Raw genomic sequence first — 25,020 nt, 5'->3', positions numbered from 1 at the left:
CCATTTTCACCACTTCGTCGCTCCGCAGGCGGGCGTCATCATAGGAGGATTCTCTCGAATCGTCCTCACCTTGATGGCGGCTTCGTTGGGATGCGTCGTGGTCGTGGTGGATTCGGCGCCTTCGATCGCGCAAACCAACTACGGCGAAACCCCACAAACCAATCTCGCTCCGATTCAATCGCCCGCCATCGGCACCTCGCCGTACGGTCAAACCGGCACCACCCCTCCAGCGGCCAGTGGCGGCTACGGCAGTTCGATCTATGCCAGCCCCAATTTCGCGACCCCACCGCCACCCAACACGGCGCCAGTTTCAGGCTCGCTGTTCGATCCTTACGCCTCGGCGGCCTCCGCCCCCAATTCCTTCGCGGTTCCTCAGTACACCCCCACGGCTCCTCCGGGGACCACTCCGCTGGGAGCCCCTGTTCCACTGACTTCAACCACCGGAAACGCCGCCTATCCCAACGGTGGCCTGCTCAACGGATTGTTCTCCGGCAGCATGTTCAGCGGGGGTTCCACCACGGCTCCCTACCAGGGCGCCGCCTACCAAGGCAGTGGATTCGCAACGGGATATGGCGGTGGGACCGCGGTTCCCTACGACGCCGGATCGATCTACTCCGGTGCCGCACCAACCTATCCTGGAACCGGAATGCCCTACGCGGGCGGAACCGTCTCCCCGAACTCCGCACTCGCGCCACCAAGTCTCAATCCTTATCCATCCGCCGCGTACCCCTCCGGATCTCCCTCGACCCTGTTTCCCGGTGGTTTCTCAGGATCCCCCTCGAGTCTGTTCCCGGGCGGCTTCAGTTCCCCGGAAGCCATCAGTGCCTACCAAATGCTCAATGGGCCCCGCCTTCGCCACACATACATTGGCGGTGGCGACGGTCCCACCGAAGTGGGTTACAACCAAACCGACGCCTCGATTGGATTCGCTTGGCCCAATTTTCTGTTCAGCACACGGCCGTTGTTCGTCGTCCCCTCCTTCTCGCTGTATTTGTTCGATGGCCCCGCCACTCCCGCGAGTGCCCCGACCCGAATGTTGCCGAGCAGTGCCTACGCCGCTTCCCTCGACTTTGGCTGGCAAACCGATCCCAATCAGATCGTCGGTGCCGAACTGGGCGTGCGAGTGGGGGCGTACACCGATTTTGACACCTTCAACAGCGACAGCATCCGTGTTTTGGGAAAGGCGTTGGCCTCGTTTCGCTTGACTCCAACCTCGACACTCAAGGGTGGCGTGTACTACCTGGACCGTCTCGACACAAAACTCCTTCCCGCGGGGGGACTGCTGTGGCAACCCAATCCGTACACTCGATTTGACATCTACTTCCCTGAACCCAAACTCGCAAAATACTGGCGAACGATCGGCACCCGTGACGTTTGGTGGTACTTGGCCGGAGAATACGGCGGCGATTCTTGGACGCTCAGCGATACTGCGCTCGCTTCGGATGGCGAACGAGTCGATATCAACCAGATCAACGCGATGTTCGGGTTCGAGTGGGGAAACTCGCAATTGCTGCAAACCGGCCAACGCTCCGGTTTCATCGAGGCGGGCATCTCCTTTGATCGAGAATTGCTCTACGAACAATCGGTCTTGGGCAACACAGGCCTGGATGAAGCGTTTATCCTACGAGCTGGAATCGGCTACTGAGCCGATTTTCCCACGGCAGCGAATTTGACGTTGCGTTCGCAGGGGGGCACGCTAAACTCCTGCGATTCAGAAACATTGGTCCACCGCGATCACAAACGATCAGGAAAGCATCAGTCGGTATGACGATTTCGAAAGAACGGAAAGAAGAAGTAATCAGCGAGCACGGCGCCGCGGCTGGAGACACTGGTTCTCCTGAAGTGCAGATCGCGATTTTGACGGAACGAATCAACGGATTGACCGAACACATGCGAACTCACCGCAAGGATTATGCCTCGCGTCGTGGTTTGCTTGGTTTGGTGAGCCGACGTCGCCGTCTGTTGGATTACGTTCGTGGGCAAGACCCTCAACGTTACTTGGATATCATCGGAAAACTTGGTATCCGCAAATAATTGTGTGACCGGGTGGTCGACGGCGTGGCCGCGGCCACGTGGCGTGCGTCCCCCCGGGCTCTTTGGTCCCGGGGCGGGGTGGAGTCGTAGCTAGACTGCGACTCAACAACGCATTCGGGAAGATCCTTTCTTTGGATTTCAATCCCCCCTTCCAAATCAGCGAACGCGATCGCCGTTTCGCTGGCTCTACTTTGACGCGTCCCTGTATTGGCAGCCGGTCCGGCTGCATCTTGTCGCCTCGTCAAAGCAGTTCCCTTGTGGCACCTCCGGGTCGCCATTGCGATTCAATCAAGCCAAGCCCATGTTTGATTGTCACGAACCCCAAAGGTCGTTCGACCAACTTGAGGTTCTTCATTTTGTTCTGTGGTGACCGGGTCACCACACTTTCCCATCAGCCGTTGTGGCTGACGAGGCCTTGTTGGCCAGGGATGCAAAACGGGCCGGCTGCAGAAAAGCCGTTCCAATTGTTGTTTGTTGTGTAAGTGCAGGAAAAGAGGTTGTTGTTGTGAGTGTTCAAAAAGTTCGCGTGGAGCGAAAAATTGGTGATTCGGTACTGTCGTTCGAGACAGGGCACATCGCCAAACAAGCCGCCGGCAGTGTGCTGGTTCAATATGGCGAAACCGTTGTGCTGGTTGCAGCCGCATCGGGCACGCCGCGTCCGGGAATCGATTTCTTCCCTTTGATGTGTGACTACCGCGAGCGTTTGGCTGCGGCTGGTAAATTCCCGGGTGGCTTCCTGAAACGCGAAGGCCGTCCAAGCACCAAAGAGATCCTCAGCTCGCGTTTGATGGATCGCCCGATCCGCCCCCTGTGGCCCGAAGGCTACAAAGATGAAGTTCAAGTCCAAGCTTGCGTGATCGCCAGCGACTTGCAAAACGATGGCGACGTGTTGGCCATGATCGGTGGAGCCACCGCTCTGCACATCAGCCCCCTGCCATTCAAAGGCCCTCTGGGCAGCGTTCGTGTTGGCAAGGTCGACGGCAAATTGGTCGCCTTCCCAACCGCTGATCAACTCGAACAAAGCGAGTTGGACATGATCGTCAGCGGCAGCCGTGACATGGTTGCCATGATCGAAGGCTTCGCCAACGAAATGCCTGAAGACGAGATGATGGAAGCGATTGGATTCGCTCACGATGTCATCCGCGAAGTCATCGACCTGCAGGAAGAGCTGTACCAAAAGGTCAACCCAGAAAAGACTCCTTACCAAGCTCCCGAAGACGATGGGTTGCTCCAACGTCTGACCGACACCTACTACAACGACTTCAAAGCTGCCCAGCAAACATCGGGCAAGCAGGCTCGCGCCGAAGCCGTTCGTACCGTTCGTGATCGGGCCATGGCAGACGTCATTCCTGATCCCAACGCTTCGGACGCCGTTTGCAGCAACCGCTTCAAATCGGTCTGGCACGACCTCGAAGAAAAGGTCGTTCGTGACCTGATCCTCGCTGGCACCCGACCCGATGGTCGCGACCACAACTCGCTTCGCGCAATCCACTGCGAAACGGACTTGTTGCCACGCGTTCACGGTTCGGCTCTGTTCCAACGCGGCGAAACCCAAGCCCTGATCACGATCGCTTTGGGAACCAGCCGCGACGAACAACGCGTCGATGGTCTGCAAGATGAGTTCAGCAAGAAGTTCATGCTGGACTACAACTTCCCTTCGTACTCGGTTGGCGAATGCCGCCCAATCCGTGGTCCTGGACGTCGCGAAATCGGACACGGTTGCTTGGCTGAACGAAGCGTGTCTCCAGTGCTTCCTTCCGCCGATGACTTCCCCTACACGATTCGCGTGATCAGTGACATCACTGAATCCAACGGCAGCTCCTCGATGGCTTCCGTTTGCGGTGCGACCCTCGGCCTGATGGCTTCCGGTGTGCCAATCAGCAACCCTGTCGCTGGGATCTCAGTCGGCTTGGTCCAAGACGGCCCTGACAACTGGTGCTTGATCACCGACATCCTCGGAACCGAAGATCACTTCGGCGACATGGACTTCAAGATCGCTGGTACCCAAAACGGGATCACCGGCATTCAGTTGGACCTGAAAGTCACAGGAGTCACCAACGACATCATCCGCGCCACGCTGAAACAATCGCGTGAAGCTCGGATCGAAATCCTGAAGAAAATGTTGACGACCATTCCGCGTCCTCGTCGCGAAATCTCGCCAACCGCACCACGCTTGCTTCGCACCAAGATCTCGCCCGACAAGATCGGTGCTTTGATCGGCCCTGGCGGCAAAAACATCCGTGGAATCCAAGAGTCCACCGGTGCGGTCATCGAAGTCGATGATGAAGGCACCGTCTTGGTCGCCAGCAGCAACAAAGAATCGGCGCAAGAAGCCATGCGTCAAGTCGAAGCCTGCACGGCCACCGTTCAGATCGGCAAGATCTACGACGGAACCGTCAGCAGCATCAAAGAGTTCGGTGCGTTCGTTGAAATCCTTCCCGGTCGCGATGGACTTGTTCACATCAGCGAAATGAGTGGCGGATACATCAGCAGCCTGGATCAAGTGATCGCCGTCGGCGATGCCATGAAGGTCCTGGTCATCGATGTCGACGAGCACGATCGCGTGAAGCTCAGCCGTCGCAAAGCTCTCGAAGAGCTGGGCGAAGAAGATCCCTTGGCCACTGAAGGTGAAGGCGGCGGCGACGGAGAAGGTGGCGGCGACGGAGAAGATCGCCCACGTCGTCGACGCGGCAGCAGCAGTGGAAGTGGCGGAAGCGGTGGAGGCGGAGGTCGCGGACGCGGCCCACGTCGAAGCGGCGGCGGACGCGACTGATCACTTCGCTCGCGAAGTCTCACTCAATGAATCTCAAACCCCGGCATCGAATTCGATGCCGGGGTTTTTCATGCGCAGGCCTGAACTCGTACTCCACCACATCGCCCGCGCCCCAGCGAGTCGCCGCCACCCCAAACCACGCCTACCCACACGCAGAGGTCGTGCAGTTTTGAAGGGCTGTGCTCGTCAAGTCTTGCACACCTCGCCCGTTGAAGAGGTCGTGCAGTTTTGAAGTACCGTGTCGCCAAGCGTTTATTATCACCCTCCCTTGGGACGTTCGAAAAATAAATGGTGGCGGGCGTCTGGGGATCGCCCCGGATGGGGCCGTCGTGGGAGTTGGGGGCGTCCCTCGCTCACGCGTCGGGTTGTGATGGGTGGTTGCTGCAGAAACCCGCCAAAACCCAGCACCAGAAAACTGCACGCCCGTTGAAAACGGGAGGGGTCGGAAAGCGAGCGTTCAGCGAGCTTTCCGGGGGAGGGCAATTCACGCCGCGTCCCATGCCCGTCCTTCACCCGCGCGTACGCCTGAACGGCGTCGCTCGACCTGGTATATCGCTCTCCCCAAACTTCGTTTCGGGAGAGGTGCGACCTGTGGAAATCCGCCGAAAAGCGGAGTCAAAAATCGTTTCGCCCTCTCCTTCAGAGAGGACCGAGCACGCGTTCCGCGATGCCTAAACCGATGCGAAAAGGTTCTCTCAATGCCCGGGCGATGACTTCAAGTACGCCATCAAATCCACCAACTCACGCTCAGTCATCAGCTCTAAAAAGTTGTTGGGCATCAACGATCGCTGCGACACCTGCTGGATCTCCACACGGTCGACCGGCACCTCCTGAGTCTTTCCATCCGACGTGGTCAGCCGGATGACCTCGTCATCTTCACTGGCCACCAATCCGACCAACACACGGCCGTCATCCAGCAACAAACTCTGCGTTCGGAACGCTTGATCAATGTTCCGATCCGGAAGCACCACGTCTTCCATCAAACGCTCCACACTTCGCGTGATCGCTCCGTCCAACTGAGGCCCGACCAACATCCCTTCGCCGTGCAGTTGATGACACGTCTGGCACTGCTTCGTGAACACAGCTTTCCCTCTCGCCACATCGCCTTCCAGTTCGCGCACGGACGCCAGCAACACGTTCAGCTTCTCCGTTCTCCCTGCATCAAACACGATCCCTTCCGTCAGCTCTTCCAGCTTGCCTTGCAAGCTTTCATTCAACCGCGGCCCAATCGCTTGCTGAACATCCGGATCGACCAAGACGACTGCGGCGAAGGCCCCCGATTCCATGGCGGAAAACAGTGGATCCATCTCGCCACCGTTTCCAATCCAATCCAGAACCAACTGGCGTTGCTGCGATGCGTTCAGATGCGGCCCTAACTTTCCCAGCGATTCCGTCGCATCCCATTGCTTGCTCAAAACGGTCTCCACCAGCGACTCGGCCAACTCCACCTGCACCAACTCGGTCGCCACAAATTCAGCCAGTGTTCCAACACCAGCCTCCCCGTTCAATTTCGCGAGCGTGTTGGCGACTCGCAATCTCGTCAGCACACCGTGGCGTCTGTCCAACAAGACTTGCTTCAGGTCCCCCTTGAGTTCGCTCAGTTTCAGACGCTCCACCCACCCGAGAATTCGCATCCACTTGGTGGCTGACTCCGAAGGACCAATCCGCTCGGGACTGAATCCTCCAGTCGCCAACCAGGCATAAGCGGTCCCCGAGTCACCGTCGACCACTTCGATGCGAATCGTTCGCTCTGCCAACTCGCGGGTGTCCCAAACGACTCGCCGAGCAACGTCCGACCGAGGTGGTAAAACCTGCTTCAACACTTCACCGGTCTTGGCGGAACGAAGCCGAACCAAGTTCTGCCCAGGGTTGGGCTGGCCTGGAGGAGCGTTGTGGCCCGCCAACCAGAATTCAATCTGCTCCGGCGCTGCAAACCAATCGCTTGCGAAAGTTCCGGTGTAGGACTCCCCAAGCGGAAAGCTGCTCATCAACTCCGCAAACTCATCACGCTCCGCGTTCGAACTTGCCACGGAAATCAAACGCGACTCAGGAGACCAGCTCTGTTCGTCAGTCCCAAACCAAGCCACAGAAACGTCGCCGGTTGCCGTCAAATCATTCCACTCGGACTCGACCAACCCCAACGCCCAGGTTCGAATGGAAGGCGGGACGTTCTCCGATTGAAATCCTCCTGCGTCATGAATCAGCCGCAACCACTCAAACGCCCGGTCCGTGTTGTCACCGGCGACGTGCCTCGCCAATTCCACACATGCTTCCATCTGGGTTGGCTCGGCCAACGACACAGCATGACTCAACAGGGCTTCCTTGGCTGCCTGCTTGTCAGCCTCCTGCGATGCCACCTGCAGATAGGCCAAAATCGGCTCCACCACTTGGCTTCGCTTGATCCCCAGCATGACCGAAGCGGTTTCGGCATCGGGCACTGCTTTCCAAAACGAATCGTCCTCGGGCGTTCGCTGCAACAAATCTCGAACGGCAATGCGAATCGTTTGCCGTCCAACAGAATCCGCTTGATGGACTCCCGCCAAGGCTTCGATCAAACGCACCACGTCCGAAGCGTCCCCCCGCCGGCCGATGCACTCCGCTGCCATCCGCACGACGTGTGCATTGCTGTGGGTCAGGTACCCACGGACTTCTTCCAACGATAGACGCTTGCGATTGGGCTCCAAACTCATCCGGATTTGCGAGACCAGCTGCTGCTCATCACTGAACAAGTCATGCCCCTTGGTTCGTTGGCCCGTGTAGCGAATTTGCCAGATCCGCCCGCTGGTTCGATCACGTCCTGGATGCTCCAGCGGCACCTCGTAGTGCCCGATGATCTTGTTGTAAAAATCAGCCACGTGAATGTTGTTTTCCTCGTCGACTTGAATGTCCACCGGTCGAAACCAAGGATCATCGCTGGTTAAAAAATCGGGCAGAGCCCGGCCTTTCGCGGTCGCACCCACGAACTCGCGTTCGTTCCAATTCAGTCGTGAGGTCATCACGTTGCCGCTCAGGAAGCGACCTCGAAGAGGTACGATCGGCGAATCCGGCGGAAAGTACTGAAGACCTGAAATCGCGGTGCTGCCATGCAAGTGATCCATCATTGGCGGCAAGAACCCAAGCCCATCGTCCGGCCTCCCAAAGCTCGGGTAGCAAGCGCCGGCGACCAATTGACTGATGGGTTTGCTATGACAATCTGCCGAATACCAATTGCCCCATTCATCGCGAGTCATCCCAAACGGATTGACCTGACCCCGCGTGTGCAATTCCACCCGACTTCCATCGGGGCGAAATCGAAAGGTGTTCCCCGAGTGCATCGTGACAACGTGCCCGTCTGCACCCGCGACACGGCTTTGATTGTTGAAACCATGGCAGGCATAAATCCATCCATCACCACCATCCCGCAAAGAATTGATCATTCCGTGCGTGTCGCGTGATGTATCAAACGGCCCCAGAATGACTTCTCGTTCATCGCACTTCCCGTCACCATCGGTGTCACGGAGGTACCAGAGGTTCGGAATGCTAAAGCACAAACACCCCTCCCCGTACGGCAAGATCCCCATCGGAATATTCAACCCATCGGCAAAGGTCGTGATCGAATCGGCGGTTCCATCGGCGTCGGTGTCTGCCAGGATTTTGACTGAGTCAGGACCTTTCTCGTTCGTTGCGACTGGGTAGGGATACGCGACGCTGTCTGTCACCCACAGACGTCCGTCGGAGCCAAACGCCATGTTCAGTGGTTTGGCGATCTGGGGCTCCGACGCAAACAGCCGAATCTCAAAACCAGGCGGCAAATGAAACCCCGCCAACTCCTCTTGTGGTGTGCGATGCTCCGTCGACCTCACCCCTTCGCCGTACACCTCCGCCCGAGTCGCTGGCTCAATGGCGCCCACCGGGACAGCCTGCAGGGGAGTCGAGACCGGATCCAACTCATCTCCGATGGCAGGGTGCATCCCCGTCAAAAAACCACTCAGCAACACGCCCCAAACGATCATGCCCCACACGGCCGCTCGGAACTTCCTCCACTCTCGAACTGGGGTGGAACGCTCGATTCTTCGGCGACGACAAGGGCTCATGGCATTGAACAGTCAAGGGGGCGGATTCCAGCAGAAAACACCATACCCCAACCAAATCATCGGATGGTCGTTTACAATGAGAAACCTTCCAACCTCTCGCCCTACCGCAAGCTCAGATCACGATGCCAAAGTTCATCCTTGTCGCCTTGACCGCCCTTTTGTCGCCTCTGTTCGCAGCGGGCGTTTCTCAAGGAGACGAAGCCACTCAACCGTCCGAGAAGAAACCGCTTCAGGTGCTGCTCGTCGCGGGCGGTTGCTGTCACGACTACACCACCCAAACCAAGATCCTCCAAGAAGGCATTGAAGAGCGAATCAATGCCAAGGTGACGGTGGTCCTCAGTGACAACACGACCACCCGCGCGCGGTTCGACATCTACGAATCGGATGACTGGGCCGATGGGTACGACGTGGTGATTCACGACGAGTGCTCCGCCGATGTCACTGAAAAACCCTACGTCGGTCGCATCCTGAAACAACACCTCGACGGCGTTCCAGCAGTGAACCTTCACTGCGCGATGCACAGCTATCGTTGGGACGACTTCCGCAAACCCGTTCAGGACGGTGCCGACAACGCTGGCTGGTACGAAATGCTCGGACTTCAATCGACCGGTCACGGCCCTCGATTTCCGATCGATATCAAACACCTCGAGCAACACCCCATCACCGCCGGCATGGAAGACTGGACCACGATCGACGAAGAACTCTACAACAACATCCGCGTCTTTGACGGCGCCTCGGCACTGATCCAAGGCGTGCAAGAAACGCAGCCCAACAAGAAACAATTGAAGAAGAACCCCAACGCGAAACCGCAGGAAGCCACCGCCGTGGTTGCTTGGACCAACGAATACGGTCCCAACAAAACCCGGATCTTCAGCACATCGCTCGGTCACCAAAATGAAACCGTCGCCGATGCCCGCTACATGGACCTCGTCTCACGAGGCGTCCTCTGGGCTGCTGGCCAACTCGAGGAAGATGCCACCGCCTCAGGGAAGTGACTTTCTCGATGGTTGAGTTTGAAAATCCGACGTTCCTTGGATGAGCCAACACGATGCTGCGACGTCTCGCTCTAACCTTTCTCGCGTTTGGCATCGGCTCCTTGTCGGTGCAAGCCCAGCAACGCTTCTTAGGCCAAGGCGTGATGTCCGGGGAGGTCACGTCGACCAGCGTGTTGCTGCAAACACGCCTGACAACTCAGGAAGGACTGGACGAAACCGGCGACCTTCCCGGTCAAACGGGAACGGTTCGTTTCGAATGGTCCACCTCCCCCAACTTTGAATCGTCGCAATCAAGCGAACCTCTGTCAGCCAATCGCGACAACGACTTCATCGCTCGCCACAAGGTGTCCTCGCTCAAGCCGGGAACGCGTTACCACTTCCGAGTGCTCGCTTCCTCGCCGGAGGGCGAACAGCCACTGGAACCGATCGGTCATTTTCAAACACTTCCTTCCGAGGTTTCCGAAGCCCCCATTCAGTTCCTGGTCTTCAGCTGCATGAACTACAACAAGTTCCTGCATGGAAACCAAGCCCGAGCCTCAGGTCCGCTGACCGCCACCGACGAAGACAAACGATTGGGCTACCCTGCGCTCGTTCAAATGCGAGAACAGTCCCCCGCTTTCTTCGTTGCCACCGGCGACATCGTTTATTACGACAACCCGTATCGCAATGCCGAGACGTTGCCCGAACTGCGGCAATGCTGGCACGAGCAATTTCGCTTCCCGCGGTTGATTGACTTTTTAAAAGAGGTCCCAGGCTACTGGTCCAAAGACGATCACGACTTTCGCTTCAACGATTCCGACCATGGCAAAGATCGGCTGCCACTTCCTCAAACCGGCATCGACGTTTTTCGAGAGCAGTTGCCAATTGTCCCCGCCGGCGATCAAGAATCGCCGACCTATCGAACGTTTCGTGTCAATCAGCACCTTCAAATTTGGCTGACAGAAGGCCGTGACTACCGCTCGCTCAATCGCATGAAAGACGGTCCCAAGAAAACACTGTGGGGTGAAGAACAAAAGCAATGGCTTCAGGACACACTGAAGGCCAGCGATGCGAAATGGAAACTGTTGATTTCGCCGACTCCATTGGTCGGCCCGGACGACGCCTATAAAAAAGACAACCACGCGAATCTGAAAGGCTTCCGGCACGAAGCAAATGAGTTCTTTGAGTGGTTGGAAACCAACAAAATCGAACGCTTCATGACGATCTGCGGCGATCGTCATTGGCAGTACCACAGCATCCATCCCTCGGGTGTCCAAGAATTTGCTTGCGGCGCCTTGAATGACGAAAACTCGCGAATGGGAGTCCCACCGGGATCGCCCAAAGGGACCGATCCAGAAGCGTTGATCGAGCAGCCATTCCTCTCCCCGGAACCCAGCGGCGGCTTCCTTTCGGTCACCGCGGGCGAGAACCTGTTGATCGAATTCTACAACGACGAAGGCCAGCGACTCTACGAAGCTCGCCCCTGAGCACGACCAATGAGCGTCCCAAACGAGTCCCGAGTTGCTGCGGCCCAGTGCAATCGCACCCGTTTAAAAATAGCTATCTAAAAAACAAACTCGGCTATGGGATTCCGGCCGGCTCAGTGGAAACTAGCTGAACAGAAACGCCTCCTGAAGACGCTTTCGACCCCACTAAGCGATGAGCAGCAGCATGAAATCCCGGATTGTTTTGATGGCGATGTTGGCGTGGACCACGCTCCAACCCGCCTTGGCACAAGCCCCAACCAAGCCTCACCCAGCGACCTTGCCTCACCCCCAGGTTGACCCAGCGCTCGAAACCATCCACGCCACCATCTCGGATGGCCCCTACCAAGCGAACTGGGATTCGCTGGAGAAGTACCAAATCCCACAGTGGTACAAGGATGCAAAATTCGGCATCTTCATCCACTGGGGTGCCTACAGCGTTCCTGCATACGGCAGCGAATGGTACCCACGCCAGATGTACATCAATCGCGACCGCCGTGGCGACAACTTCTTCCAGCATCACGTTGACACTTACGGTCCTCAAAAGACGTTTGGATACAAGGACTTCATCCCGCAATTCAAAGCGGAAAAGTTTGACGCGCAAGAATGGGCGCAACTCTTCAAAGACACGGGAGCCCGCTACGTCATTCCGGTTGCCGAACATCACGATGGGTTCCCGATGTACGACTGTGCGTTCACTCGCTGGGACGCCTCCGAAATGGGCCCCAAACGCGACGTGATTCAAGAACTCTCCGAAGCCGTTCGTGCGGAGGGCATGAAGTTTGGCGTTAGCAGCCACCGTGCCTTCAACTGGATGTTCTACGTCCGTGACGAATCCTTCGACAACGCTGATCCAAAGTTCGCGGACCTCTACGGTCGCCCGATGCCGTTCTTGTTCGAAGACAACGCCTGGGACTACCAGCACAACTTCACACCCCAGGACAAGCAATTCAAAGACGACTGGCTCGCTCGATCTTGCGAATTGGTGGACAAGTATCAACCCGATGTCTTCTGGTTCGACTTTGGCATCACACCCAAGCACAGCGATTCAACCCACGAGAACAATTCGTACGCCGAGCACCTGCAGAAATTCGCGGCTTACTACTACAACAAAACCTCCGGCGATGACTCCGATCTTGGAATCATCAACTACAAATTCAATGCGTTCCCCGAATCCGCTGCGGTGCTGGACAAAGAACGTTCGAAAATGGCCGAGATCCGCAAACCGTTTTGGCAAACCGACACCGCCGTCAGTTCCAGTTCCTGGGGTTACACTCAAAACCAACGCTACAAGACACCTGAGCGCTTGGTGAACGACCTCGTCGACATCGTCAGCAAGAATGGTTGCTTGTTGTTGAATGTTGGCCCCCGCGCCGACGGCACGATCCCAGAAGAGGATCAAGCCATCCTGAAAGCGATCGGCGATTGGTTGAAGGTCAACGGCGAAGCCATCTACGAAACGACCTACTGGAAAACGTTTGGCGAAGGGCCAACTTCGGTCTCCGAAGGCCACGTGTCGGAATCCAAAGACAAACCGTTCACCTCGGAAGACTTGCGATTCACCACCAACAACAACGCATTGTACGTGCATGGCCTGAAGTGGCCTGACAGCAACCAGGTCACAATCAAGACACTGGCCGCAGGCAGCGAACTTTATCCAGAGGAGATCGCGTCAATCGTCTTGCTTGGGGCCGAAGAACCACTGGAATGGGAACGCAACGCATCGGGCGTCACCGTTTCACTTCCCCAGGAAAAAGCGTCGAAATTTGCTTACGTCCTGAAGGTCACCCACTGATGCCCGAGTCGACCGCGTCTCAACCAACTGAAGAGGCGAATGCTGCCTCGATTGGCAACCTGCTTCCGCCAATCGTGTTTGGCACCAGTGCGTTGGGCAACCTCTACCAAGCAATCGACCGCGACACCAAGCGGTCGATCGTTTCAGAATGGTTTGAACATTGTGAGGGCATCGTCGCGGCAGACTCTGCCGGCAAATACGGTGCTGGACTGGCATTGGAATGCATGGCCGATGCTTTGCGGTCACTGCAGGTCAAACCCGCACAAATCCTGATCAGCAATAAACTGGGCTGGCGCCGGGTGCCCCTGAAAACTCCGGAGCCAACCTTTGAACCGGGGGCATGGGTCGGGCTGGAACACGATGCGGTCCAAGACATCAGCTACAACGGAATCCTGCGATGCTGGGAACAAGGCTGCGAGCTGATGGCCCCCTACCGCCCGCAGTTGGTCTCGGTCCATGATCCGGATGAATACTTGGCGGCGGCGTCCAGCAAGGACGATCGAAAACGACGTTGGGACGACATTCTGGGTGCCTACCAAGCCCTCAGCGAATTGCGTGACCGCGGTGAGGTTCTGGCGATCGGGGTGGGCTCGAAAGATTGGCAGGTCTCCGAAGCCTTGACCCGTGACTTCCCTTTGGACTGGGTCATGCTCGCGACCAGCCTCACCGTTCGGAATCATCCGCAACCCTTGCTGGACTTCGTTGAAACGCTGCGGCGACAGAGCATCAGCGTGATCAACTCAGCCGTTTTCCATGCTGGATTCCTAACCGGTGGCAACCACTACGACTACCGAAAGGTCACGGGAGAAACCGCCGAAGACCAAGAGTTGCTCGAATGGCGGCGGCAATTCCAAAGGCACTGCGAACAATTCAATGTTCCCCCGGCCGAAGCCTGTGTGGCCTTTGGCATGTCACCTCCGGGTGTGGTTGCGACCGCGTTGAACAGCAGCCAGCCCAACCGGATCGCTCAGAATGTTCGGCTCGTATCGGCACAACCGCCTGCCGAATTCTGGGCATCGATGAAACACGACGGATTGATCAACGTCTCGTACCCCTTTGTGTGAATCAAGCCGCTATCATTTGCTGGACACTCGCCTTTTGGGAAACGTTTTCTGTCTTGTGGAAGGTTAGCGGATGGGCGTGCTCCCTTCGGCGAACCCTTTGTGGAACACCAGGCAACGGGTGCCACTCCGCCAAAACGAACTCATTGCCGAACGGATACTCACCCCACGCCTCTGAATGAGGCGTGGCGGTTGCTTTCATCGTCCCTCCAACTTCTGCTCAAAAAACTCATGCCCGAACCAACCGTCGCCGAATCGCAAAATTCAGTTGAAGTGGTTCCCAAGAGTTATCTGGTCGCGTTTGTGCTGACGACGTTTTGCTTCGCCCTGTGGGGATTCGCAAACGACATTACCAACCCGCTGGTGGAGGCGTTCGGCCGCATTTTCAATCAGAGTAACTTTGCCAGCTCCTTTGTGCAGTTCGCGTTTTACGGCGGCTACTGCTTCATGGCGTTGCCCGCCGCTTTGTTCATCAAAAAGTTCTCCTACAAAACCGGCCTGTTGGTTGGCCTGGCATTGTATGCCCTGGGCGGATTGGCGTTCATTCCTGCGGCCAGCGTGGGTGAATTCATGCCATTTTTGATCGCGTTCTTCGTGATGACATGCGGCTTGAGTTTCCTTGAAACCAGCGCGAACCCCTACATCCTTTCGATGGGCCCTGCCTCAACGGCGACCCAACGTTTGAATCTGGCTCAATCTTTCAACCCACTCGGATCCATCGTTGGCATCCTGACTGCCAAGTACGCCATCCTTTCCAATATCAATGCATTGGATGGTCCCGAACGAGCGAAGCTACCCGTCGAGCAGTTTGATGCAATGAAGTTCTCGGATCTGGCGATCGTCCGTGGTCCCTACGTGGCGATTGGCTTGGTCATCGTGACCATGTTCGTGTTGATCCTGGTCAAAAAGATGCCGCACAACCAAGATTCCGACACGTCGCTGGACATCGTCGGAACGCTCCGCCGGCTGTTCGCGAACTCACGCTATGTTGGCGGAGTCATTGCCCAAGCCTTTTACGTTGGCGCCCAAATCATGTGCTGGACCTTCACGGCACAGTACGGCAAAGCGGTTTACATGGCTGAAGGGTTGTCCGCCGGAGAGGCAGCCGCGTCCGCTTCGTCGTTCACGCTCTACTCCATGGTGCTGTTTGCTGTGGCCCGATTTGTCTGCACGTTCTTGCTGAAGTATGTCCAACCCGGGGCCTTGCTGTTGGTGTTGGCCACCGGTGCGATGGGGCTGCTGGTTCCCGTGATGCTTGTCGGTGGGCAAACCGGACTTTGGGCCTTGGTCGGCGTTTCGGGCTGCATGTCCTTGATGTTCCCAACGATTTACGGCATCGCCCTGGACCGCGTCGGCGATGATGCCAAATTGGGTGCCGCCGGGTTGGTGATGGCGATCGCCGGCGGATCCATCATGCCGCCGCTGCAAGGCTACTTGATCGACACATGGTCACTCAATTTGTCGTTTGTTCTGCCCCTCGTCTGCTTCGGCGTGATAGCGATTTACGGCTTGTTCACGGCCAAAGCCAAGGCCCCGCTCGAGATTTCGGCCGCTTGAACCAGCCAAACAGGGTTAGAAAATTTCATCTCAGTGTGTGACACTGGAGGGGCAACCTTTTCGGAAATGAGCTGGCAGGGCAGATCGACTCGTTCGACACCCTTGGCCAGCCGTTCCTCCAACCCGCTCACCAAACACGCTGATCATGTCGATCCAATGGTTCCCCGGCCACATGCACAAGGCTCGCCTGGAAATCCAGGCCGCTTTGCCCAAGGTCGACGTGGTGATGGAGATCATCGACGCTCGGATTCCCTATTCGAGCGAAAACCCAATGCTGGCCGAATTTCGCGGCGACAAAGCCAGCTTGAAGGTGCTGACCAAATCGGACTTGGCCGATCCGCGTCTCACCGAGGAGTGGCTGGACGCTCTGAACAGCTCCAGCTCCACCCGCGCTCGCGCGGTCACCACCGATGACGTGCCCACCATTCGGCGATTGAAATCCGCCTTGATCGGGATGTGCCCCCACCGCAAAGGACGCCTAATCAACGCGATGGTGATGGGCATTCCAAACGTTGGCAAATCAACGATCATCAACTTTCTAGCGGGTCGAAAAGTCGCCAAAACGGGCAACACACCCGCCGTCACGCAGCACCAACAAAAAGTCGACATCGGCGACGGTGTGATCCTCTGGGACACCCCCGGAATGCTCTGGCCCAAAGTGCACAACGTCAGCAGTGGGTACCGGTTGGCACTGATCGGTTCGATCAAAGACACCGCGATGGACTACACCGATGTGGGATTCTTCGCCGCCCGATACTTGATGGATCAATACCCTGATCGCCTGGCCCAACGTTTTGGCCTGGAATCCATTGCCGAAACCGAGATGGCCGTGATCGAAGACATCGGTCGTCGGCGAGGCTGCCTGGGCCGGAACAACCGAGTCGACCTGGAACGAGCGTCGCGGATCTTGATCCAAGAGTATCGAACCGGAGGCCTGGGCCAACTCACGCTGGAAACTCCTGCGACAATGCAGCGAGAACGAATCCTCACAGAGAAAGTGGTGGCCGAAGCGGAAGAAGCCGCCCGCCTGAAAGACGAAAAACGCAAGAAACGATTCAAAGCCAAGCAAAAAGCTCAACGCAAGTCGCGAGAAATGGATGCCTCACGACGAGAGCGCCGGCAGTAACCACTGCCGAAACATCATTGCTCGACCAGCATTCCGCCGATTGGTGTCACGACCAAGAACCAGCGAAATGGTTTGGCGACGACTCGCTAGTGGTCTGTGAGGACTTGTTTTTAGGGTAGTGGACGAGGCGACGAGTCCTGAACTGGCGTCAAAACCAAGGACTCGTCGCCTCGTCCACTACGAACAACCCTAACTTTTAACTTTGACAGACCACTAGTTTTTCGCGAACAGTTCGTGGAAGAACACCCGCATGGCGTCCCACGAACGCAGGTCAGCCTTTTCGTTGTAGGCCGCGCCTTTGCTGTTGTCGTTGCCAGCCATTGGCTGCGTGAACGAGTGGACCGCGTGGGCATAAACGTTCATCTGCCAATCGACGTCATGTTCGTTGAACTCCGCGATCATGGCTTCGATTTCGGCCTCAGGAACAAAGGGGTCGTCGGCGCCATGGCAGACCAAAATTTTCGCTTGGATGTTGCCGCCGTCTTCTGGGGTCGGTGAATCCAACCCTCCATGGAAACTGACGATGCCCTGGACGTCCGCGCCACTGCGAGCCAGTTCGATCGCTCCTGTTCCGCCGAAGCAATACCCAATCGCAGCCAACTGATCTGTGGCAACGTTGTCCGCTTTGCGAAGTTGGTCCAACCCCAAATTCAGGCGACGTCGGTAAAGCTCTCGATCACTTTTGTACTTGCCCGCAAACTCAGCCGCCTCGGTCGTGTCCTTCGGCCGATCGCCACGGCCATAGATATCCAGTGCAAAGGCGATGTAGCCCAGTTCAGCCAACTGACGGCAACGCCGACGTTCATAATCCGTCAGCCCCATCCACTGATGGACCACCAACACGCCCGGTTTCCCCGCGTCAGACTGTGTTCCCGCAGGACGAACCTTGGTGTCGAATGCCAGGAACCCTTCCAGCACCACGTCGCCGTCGTTGTAAACAATCGTTTGTGTCTGCACTTCTGCGTTGACGACCGAAGCCGACCCAACCGAACCGGCAAACAGAACTCCAGCGAACAACAACGCCGAATACGAGACTCGAAGGGGACTGGCTTCACAACGTCGGAACAGCATGGAAATTCCTCAACAGGTGCAGTGGGTTTGAAAATCAAACGACACCTGTGATTGTAAAACCAAACCTACCCCGTCGAACAGAACGTGTGGCGAACCGTTCCTGGTCGCTTTAACCTTCAATACCGCCGCACGCGAGCGACCAAGACCATGCCGACACCGGACAACACCACGTTGCCGATCCAAACCCCATACGGCGGCATGTCACCCGCCTTGGCCTGGTCCAGCCCCAACAAATAGAGCGGGTAATAAACCAGAATGGTCGGCAGAAAACACATCCCAAACGTCGTCCAGTAATCACTGGTCTTGGCAAGGATGGCAAGCGGAGCTCCCACCAGCACAAAGAAGAAACAGGTGAACCCTTCCGCCCACCGACGCCATGGCTCCGTCTGCAAACGCGTCAGACGATGGCGACTGGCCTGCAGATTCGACTGAATCAACGCCGATTTTTCACCCCCAATTTCAGAGGGCCGTGAGGTCAACAATGAAAACCCGGTGAACGCGGCCAACTCCCCAATTTTCGCGTGCGTGCGTTCCCGTTGCCGAAGGCGTTCATTCCGAATCAATCGCAACGGCAACTCACTGGGACTCCGCGTTGAAATGTCATCTTCTTCCAACGCGTTGCCCAACGGAATTTCGAAACGATGCTCCCCAGGAATGAATCCCTGCAGAGCTTTGCCACGAATCATTTCGCTGTCGACCAGTTTTAGAACGAGAGACTGCGTCTCTTCGTCCATCATCAACTGACCTTCACTGGCGGTCACGGTGAACGCATCGTCGCCTTTGCCACGCACGGTCACACGCGGCGAAATCATGCGGCGATCCACAATCTCGCGGACATGAATCGAGAAACCATGATCCGAAGTGTACGAGTGATCGGATTCCAACAACCGATAGGCGATGTCTTCGATCGAGAGCAACACGACTCGTTTGACGCCAGGCTTTCCCCACGAAACCGCCATGTCGCTGCAGTACACCGCGACCGGGCTGAGCAAAGCAGCGAACACGATCGCAGGCTGCAGCAACCTCAGTGGTGAGATCCCCGATGCTTTGACCGTGGAAATCTCTCCATCAGCGGCCATCCGTCCATAGACGCAGCAAACCGAAAACAACGCCGTCGCCGGAACCGCGTGCTGCAGTGAAATCGGGATCGCGAAAGGCAACAGTTGCAGGACCGCCATCGGCCCCAAACCCTTGCGAATCAATTCGCGTCCGACCGCAATCAGCAGAATCAGGGTCGTCAACACGAACAGCGCAACGATAAAGATCCGGAGGATCTCGAAGAGAATCGTGCGAGTCAGACGGGTTGGAATCACTGGTTCTGAATCAAGTCGGCGGAAGCGTACTCTTTCAAACTTCAGAAGTAGCAAAACGACGGCGCCGCTGACAGATCAGCTCTGTACACCCTTCATCCCCTCCCACCAGCCTCTCGTCGGCGATCGCTCAGCTTCCTCCCTGGCGGAATTGCGGGCAAATCGCCCCTGCTGTGCGTGAAACGCCATCCACCCCGCTCGTTTCACGCAATTTCTCTCCGCCGCTCTCCCTCGTTTCTGACAAATCCATCGCGAGAGCCGAATAGCCGTGTGCGGTGGGCTTCAACCTTTCCCTTCTTCCAAGCAGAATCTGTTGTCAGATCCAGGTCGATCTCAATTCTGCGATCCACCACAAGCTGGCTCGCAAGTTTCACCGCTCCACCTGGCCGCCACGTCCTTTTCACCTTCCATCTGCATGTATTCAGAAACAGCCGGCACCCGCAAGACTCTCGGTGACGTCGATGTCCTCTATCACGACGGCATCTACCATCTTTTTCATCTCGTCCTTCCCAACCACGACTTCATCGCACACGCCGTCAGTGACAACTGCTTCTCGTGGCGACGTGTCGAGAACGCCTTGTTCATTGGCAACCCCGGCGGATGGGATGATTCCATGCTGTGGACAATGCATGTCAGCCCCAACCCGCACCGGCCCGGATCGTGGCGGATGTTCTACACCGGGCTGTCACGGCGAGACCACGGCGCGAAACAACGACTCGGGATGGCAGAAAGCGATGACCTGTATTGCTGGACGAAGGCCCCCGTTGCGTGGAAAGATCGGCGATCCGCTTTGCCGTACGATCTGCCCGGACGGCCGCCCCAGCCTCCGTTCAAACAAGACATGAAAAGCTGCTTCCCACTCAGTCCCGATCGCGAGCACTACGAGTCAGAGATTGATGAAGCTCGCAACTGGGTTTCCTGGCGAGACCCGTTCTATTACCACGAAAACGGACGCGGCTGGTTGCTGGCGGCAGGCCGAGTCAACCACGGCCCGATTGTTCGCCGCGGCTGTGTGGCGGTGATGGAAGAGGTGGAACCCAACCAGTTCCAACAACGACCTCCACTTCATCATCCCGGCCTGTACGACGACATCGAAGTGCCCAACCTGTTCAAGATCAACGGCGACTACTATCTCGTCGGCAGCATGCGGGAAGATGCCAAGATCCGGTATTGGCACACCGAGAAAATCGGCAAACCATGGCGGACCTACTCCGACAACGTGCTACTGGCCACCGGCAACTACGCCGGCCGAATCACGATTGATGACCATGGTGTTTTGCTTTGGAGCTTCTTCACGCCCGGCGGCGATGATCGGCAAACCGGAAATTTGATGCCACCTCCGAAACGCATCTCAAGATTGCCAAACGGCCAACTGGAAGTCCACACGTTTGAAGGCTTCGACTCCTTGGTCGATCGTTCGATCCAGGTCGAGCAACTCTCCCCCATCAAACCCGTCGCATGCCAGTCCGCTCGGACTTCCAAAGACAACTCATTTGACTTGGATTGCGAGTCTGGTTTCCAGTGCTTTGTTTTGGACGAAAACCTCAGCTGCTTTCGATTGAAATGTCATCTGAAGATGATGGACGAGGGCAAATGCGGTGTTGGGTTTCGACTCGATCGCGAAACGCATGACGGATACTACCTGTCGCTGGATCTGTTCAAAGGTGTCGCTCAATTGCGTGCCTGGGGCAGCGGGCCCGACGGCTCGGGCGAAGAAACGATGCAGTTCCAAAGCCTGCAAGCTGGATACTGGGAACGAGAAATCCGAGGCGAAGTCGAACTGCAATTGATTGCTTACGGCAGCTACATCGAGGTGTCCGTCGGCGGCCATGTGTTGCTCTCATTGGCAGACCAAACGTTCCACCAGGGTGCCGTCGGATTCAACCTGGAAAGCGGCAACCTGCGGGTGTCCCACCTGACTGTCGAGCGTTTCACCCCACCCATCCAATCGGATGAACATCTCGCCAACGGCTGACCCTCGTTTCGCGCGCTTCCTATCCCGAAGCGTGAGGTGGCCTGAGGCTTCTAGCTTCTAGCTTCTAGCTTCTAGCTTCTAGCTTCTAGCTTCTCGTGCTCGTGCTCGTGCTCGTGCTCGCCGTACGATGGGCTTCCAAGCCCGTCGAATGGAAAGCCCGACGCGTGAGCGAGGCACCGCACCACATCCCCACGCCAGCCCCGATTTTGAGATTTGCATTTTGCAATTTGCAATCCACCACTCATCGCTCGCCATCTGTCGCCGCTCCGCGGCTTTCCCGGCATGGGTTTGCAACCAAAACCTCGGATCAAAGCCCCGAGACTGACCGATGTCACCGCTCCGCGGTTGTTCGATCCCCCGGCCCCACACAACCAGTGGCGGAGCGACGGCAGTTGTTGCACCTCGTGATCCAGCATGCCCCCTCACTATTCCCGCCGTTTCGAATCCAGGCTGGCACCCTGGGCTCTGTTTTTGATCTCCGAGGGGAGTCTAAAGCACGAAGCAACTCGCCCTCCCCAGGGTGGGGAACTCAAGTAGTCTCACCCTCCAGTTCTTCGCTCAAAATTCACAGCTGGTCCACTTGGGCTAAACTCTGGATTGCGTAGGTTGATGCCTTGTTTTTCCACGCCCCCTCCTTGCTCGAAATTGCAACATGCCCACCTGTTTTTCCCCCCTCCTGAACAAATCGTTCGCGGCGGGGCTTTTGTGCCTCGTTTCCGCCGCTGGCCTGACAGCCACATCGTCCGCCCATGATGGTGACGAAAGCCACTCGCATGAGCACCCGCCCAACGAAAGCTTCTACACGACTCGAGAGAGTTCGCAGGTTCTGCCGCTGGCCGTGGAAGAAGACGCGTTTCAATTCGTCGTCTACGGTGACCGTACCGGTGGCGTTCCCGCTGGACTGAAGGTGTTGGAACAAGCCGTCCAGGACACCAACTTGTTGTCGCCCGACTTGGTGATGACGGTGGGTGATTTGATCCAAGGGTACAACGAGAAACCCGAGTGGATGCGGCAGATGGCCGAGTACAAAGAGATCATGAACGAACTGGATGTGCGTTGGTTCCCCGTGGCTGGCAACCACGACGTGTACTGGCGTGGCAAAGGTCCCGCACCCCAGGGCCAACACGACTCAAACTACGAAGAACACTTCGGCCCACTTTGGTACACGTTCCGCCACAAGAACGCTGGCTTTGTCGTTCTCTACAGCGACGAGGGGGACCCTGTCACCAACCAAAAGGCATTCAATGTCGGCAAGCTTCAACGGATGAGCGACAAGCAGCTCGAGTTTCTCACCGAAGCCCTGAAGCAACACAAAGACTTGGATCACGTGTTCGTCTTCCTGCACCACCCTCGCTGGATCGGTGGCGGCTACACCGGATCGAACTGGGACGCCGTCCATGGCCTGATGAAGGACGCGGGCAATGTTTCCGCCGTGTTCGCCGGCCACATTCACCACATGCGCTACGATGGCCCCAAAGATGGCATCGAGTACTACACACTGGCGACGACCGGTGGAAACCTATCGGCGGACATCCCCGGTGCGGGTTACCTGCATCACTTGAACGTGGTCACCGTTCGTCCCGATGACATCTCGGTCGCATCGTTGCCAGTTGGCGCGGTCATGGACCCAACCCAATTCACACCCGAGTTTGTAGACGAGATCAATCAAGCTCGCAAAGTACGTCCGATGATCACCGACAGCGAACTTCTATTGAACACCGATGGATCTGCCGCTGGACAAGTCACGGTGACGATCAAGAACCCTTCGCCACGTGACATGGATGTGACCGCGTCGGTCGGAATCGCGTCGCGAGATTGGCTCAGCTCACTGGATCACGACCACTTCACCTTGGCGGCTGGAACCAGCGAAACATTCACGGTGAAACTCCGACGTCTCGCCGACGACACCGCGACCTGGACGATCCCTCGGATCGAACTGGATCGTGTCATCATCGGCGACTCCACTCGCATTGAGCTGCCCAGCGTCTCGACGCCTGTCCAACTGCAATTGGCCGCCGTGCCAGCGGACTACTTCAGCGGTCAGAACAACCAGTGCCTGGAAGTGACCGGCGAGCGTTCCGCGATTCGCGTCGATTCGGAATCACTGGCGTTGCCCGACGGCCCGTTCACGCTGGAAGCTTGGCTGAACCCCAGCCAGACAGAAGGCATGCGTGGCGTGATCGCCAAAACGGAAAGAAGCGAATTCGCGATCTTCTCCGATGAGGGAGTGCCTCAATTTGACGTCAACCTGGACGGCAAGTACTACTCCGCCGGAGCCAAGGACAAACTTGCCGTGAACAAGTGGACTCACGTGGCCGGTATCTTCGATGGTGAAAATGTACGGATCTATGTGGGAGGCAAGCAGCTCGCGTCCGTCGCCGCCAAGGGCACTCGCAAGACCAACACTTACCCGTTGTACGTGGGAGCCGACACGGACAATGCCGGACAACCGACACGACCGTTCCTGGGCAAGATCGACGAGGTTCGGATCACGACCGGTGCTGTTTACACGGAAGACTTCGAACCGGCTCGCCGTCTGAAACCGACCGCCGAAACTCGATTGCTGCTGCACCTGGACCGAACCCTGGGACCCTATGTGCTCGACCACAGTCCCGCCGCGGGAATGGGAACTCTGGGTCCCAATTCGAAGTTCACCGCTCCCTGATTCGCTGAACGGTCGTGACGCAGGCCACGTCTTCGATGTGGCCTGCTGTCCTCGATTGCTGCAACCGTTGCAATCCGAAACAAGAGGTACCAAAGGGAAGGTCCTCTCAATCGAAAATCTCGGTCGAGCATGCTCGGCTGAGATTCGTTGCCCATAGTTTCCGTGGCGATGTGCCCCGATCGCTATTCCACAGCGATTCACACGGCAACTTCAAAGCGACAACCTATGACGACGACTTTCCAACCAAGTGTCGAGAAGTACCTGGCGGCACCTGAAGATCTGGACCAAGCGCTGACCACTCGGGAAGAGACGCTCAACCCGGATGAGATCCTTCGGCGGATCGACGACACACTCGGACTGATTGCCGAAGCAAACCAAATTGCCAGCGGTGCTTCGCCGGTCAAACAAATCGATGTCTCGGTCATCGTTCCCATTCACAATTGCCGGGAATTCATTCCCGAAGTGATTGATCGCATCGAAGAAGTCATGCCTCCGGCAACGGAAACCATCCTGGTCGATGACGGCAGCGTGGATGGAAGTTGGCATTACCTGCGTGGGTTGCCTTTGCGGCCCAACCGCACCATCCTGCGACGACTGCGTCATCATGGCCGCGGTTCCACCATCCGCATGGCTTTGCGTCACACCCGTGGCCACGTCGTTGCCATTCAAGACGCAGACATGGCCTACGACCCAGCCGATCTACTCGGCGCGATCTGGCCCATTCTCGAAGAACAAGCCGATGTCGTTTATGGTTCACGCTCCATGCGTCGCGGCGGATCACACCAAAACAACTTGCGTGGTGGACTGGGCAACCGAATGTGCCGCATCGTCAACCGCTGCCTGACCTCCTGCAGCAACATGACCACCGGACTGCACCTTTCGGATCTCGAAACCGGCCACAAAGTCTTCTTGGGCGATTTGATCCGCTCCTTGCCGTTGACTGAAACCGGACCTGGAATCGACGCCGAGATCACCGCCAAAGTTGCGAAGTCAGCGCTGACGATCATGGAAGTGCCCACGCACTACAACGCTGACCTGCGAGCCCCTGAATACTCCCGCAACGCTCGAACCGCGATGACAACTCTGCGCAGCTTGATCGCTCACCGCAACGGCAGATGAACC

15 protein-coding genes are annotated in these 25,020 nt (G+C 57.1%); 12 read left to right on the top strand and 3 right to left on the bottom strand.

Annotated elements, in window-relative coordinates:
* The first annotated feature begins 73 nt into the window (after positions 1 to 73).
* From RISK_RS03110 to pnp, 3 genes are all read left to right on the top strand, one after another.
* Entirely contained in the window at positions 74 to 1,645 is a 1,572-nt protein-coding gene (locus RISK_RS03110; protein ID WP_047813006.1) for a hypothetical protein, read from the top strand.
* A gap of 119 nt (positions 1,646 to 1,764) precedes the next feature.
* Positions 1,765 to 2,034, top strand: coding sequence for a 30S ribosomal protein S15 (gene rpsO / locus RISK_RS03105; protein WP_007329975.1), 270 nt, complete (start codon positions 1,765 to 1,767; stop codon positions 2,032 to 2,034).
* 505 nt (positions 2,035 to 2,539) lie between these two features.
* Positions 2,540 to 4,807 carry a polyribonucleotide nucleotidyltransferase gene (pnp, locus tag RISK_RS03100; RefSeq protein ID WP_047812799.1) on the top strand — a complete coding sequence of 756 codons (2,268 nt, stop codon included), beginning with the start codon at positions 2,540 to 2,542 and terminating at the stop codon, positions 4,805 to 4,807.
* Positions 4,808 to 5,502: 695 nt separating this feature from the next.
* Here the strand turns inward: pnp and RISK_RS03095 are convergent.
* On the bottom strand, positions 5,503 to 8,880 hold the full coding sequence (locus RISK_RS03095) for a PVC-type heme-binding CxxCH protein (protein WP_047812798.1): 3,378 nt from the start codon (positions 8,878 to 8,880) through the stop codon (positions 5,503 to 5,505).
* A 122-nt stretch (positions 8,881 to 9,002) separates the two neighbouring features.
* Here RISK_RS03095 and RISK_RS03090 point away from each other — a divergent pair, with 122 nt between their 5' ends.
* From RISK_RS03090 to ylqF, 6 genes are all read left to right on the top strand, one after another.
* Positions 9,003 to 9,875, top strand: a complete 873-nt coding sequence (locus RISK_RS03090; protein WP_047812797.1) for a ThuA domain-containing protein — start codon at positions 9,003 to 9,005, stop codon at positions 9,873 to 9,875.
* Between the two features lie 53 nt (positions 9,876 to 9,928).
* Entirely contained in the window at positions 9,929 to 11,341 is a 1,413-nt protein-coding gene (locus RISK_RS03085) for an alkaline phosphatase D family protein (RefSeq protein ID WP_047812796.1), read from the top strand.
* Positions 11,342 to 11,513: 172 nt separating this feature from the next.
* Entirely contained in the window at positions 11,514 to 13,133 is a 1,620-nt protein-coding gene (locus tag RISK_RS03080; RefSeq protein ID WP_047812795.1) for an alpha-L-fucosidase, read from the top strand.
* A complete protein-coding gene (locus RISK_RS03075) occupies positions 13,133 to 14,197 on the top strand; it encodes an aldo/keto reductase (protein WP_236695982.1) in 1,065 nt (354 codons plus the stop codon). The genes RISK_RS03080 and RISK_RS03075 overlap by 1 nt, the downstream gene beginning before the upstream one ends.
* A 228-nt stretch (positions 14,198 to 14,425) precedes the next feature.
* Entirely contained in the window at positions 14,426 to 15,751 is a 1,326-nt protein-coding gene (gene fucP / locus RISK_RS03065; protein ID WP_047812793.1) for an L-fucose:H+ symporter permease, read from the top strand.
* A gap of 145 nt (positions 15,752 to 15,896) precedes the next feature.
* Positions 15,897 to 16,877 (top strand): ribosome biogenesis GTPase YlqF, encoded by a 981-nt coding sequence (ylqF, locus tag RISK_RS03060; RefSeq protein ID WP_047812792.1) that lies wholly within the window; start codon positions 15,897 to 15,899, stop codon positions 16,875 to 16,877.
* Between the two features lie 213 nt (positions 16,878 to 17,090).
* On the opposite strand, the gene RISK_RS03055 is transcribed toward ylqF, so the two are convergent.
* Both RISK_RS03055 and RISK_RS03050 read right to left on the bottom strand, forming a co-directional pair.
* Positions 17,091 to 17,948, bottom strand: a complete 858-nt coding sequence (locus RISK_RS03055) for a dienelactone hydrolase family protein (RefSeq protein WP_047812791.1) — start codon at positions 17,946 to 17,948, stop codon at positions 17,091 to 17,093.
* A 116-nt stretch (positions 17,949 to 18,064) separates the two neighbouring features.
* Positions 18,065 to 19,261: an LptF/LptG family permease gene (locus tag RISK_RS03050; protein WP_047812790.1), complete on the bottom strand. Its 1,197-nt coding sequence runs from the start codon at positions 19,259 to 19,261 to the stop codon at positions 18,065 to 18,067.
* Between the two features lie 412 nt (positions 19,262 to 19,673).
* Between RISK_RS03050 and RISK_RS03045 the strand changes: the two genes are divergently transcribed.
* The 3 genes from RISK_RS03045 (at position 19,674) to RISK_RS03030 (ending at position 25,017) form a co-directional block, all read left to right on the top strand.
* Positions 19,674 to 21,233: a glycoside hydrolase family protein gene (locus RISK_RS03045; RefSeq protein WP_047813004.1), complete on the top strand. Its 1,560-nt coding sequence runs from the start codon at positions 19,674 to 19,676 to the stop codon at positions 21,231 to 21,233.
* Between the two features lie 652 nt (positions 21,234 to 21,885).
* Positions 21,886 to 23,898, top strand: coding sequence for a LamG-like jellyroll fold domain-containing protein (locus tag RISK_RS03035; RefSeq protein ID WP_047812788.1), 2,013 nt, complete (start codon positions 21,886 to 21,888; stop codon positions 23,896 to 23,898).
* A gap of 225 nt (positions 23,899 to 24,123) precedes the next feature.
* Positions 24,124 to 25,017, top strand: a complete 894-nt coding sequence (locus RISK_RS03030) for a glycosyltransferase family 2 protein (RefSeq protein WP_047812787.1) — start codon at positions 24,124 to 24,126, stop codon at positions 25,015 to 25,017.
* Positions 25,018 to 25,020: the final 3 nt, after the last annotated feature.

Source organism: Rhodopirellula islandica (genome assembly GCF_001027925.1).
Lineage (GTDB): Bacteria > Planctomycetota > Planctomycetia > Pirellulales > Pirellulaceae > Rhodopirellula > Rhodopirellula islandica.
The sequence above is the reverse complement of the archived record's forward strand: the minus strand, read 5'-3'. Positions and strand labels throughout refer to the sequence as shown.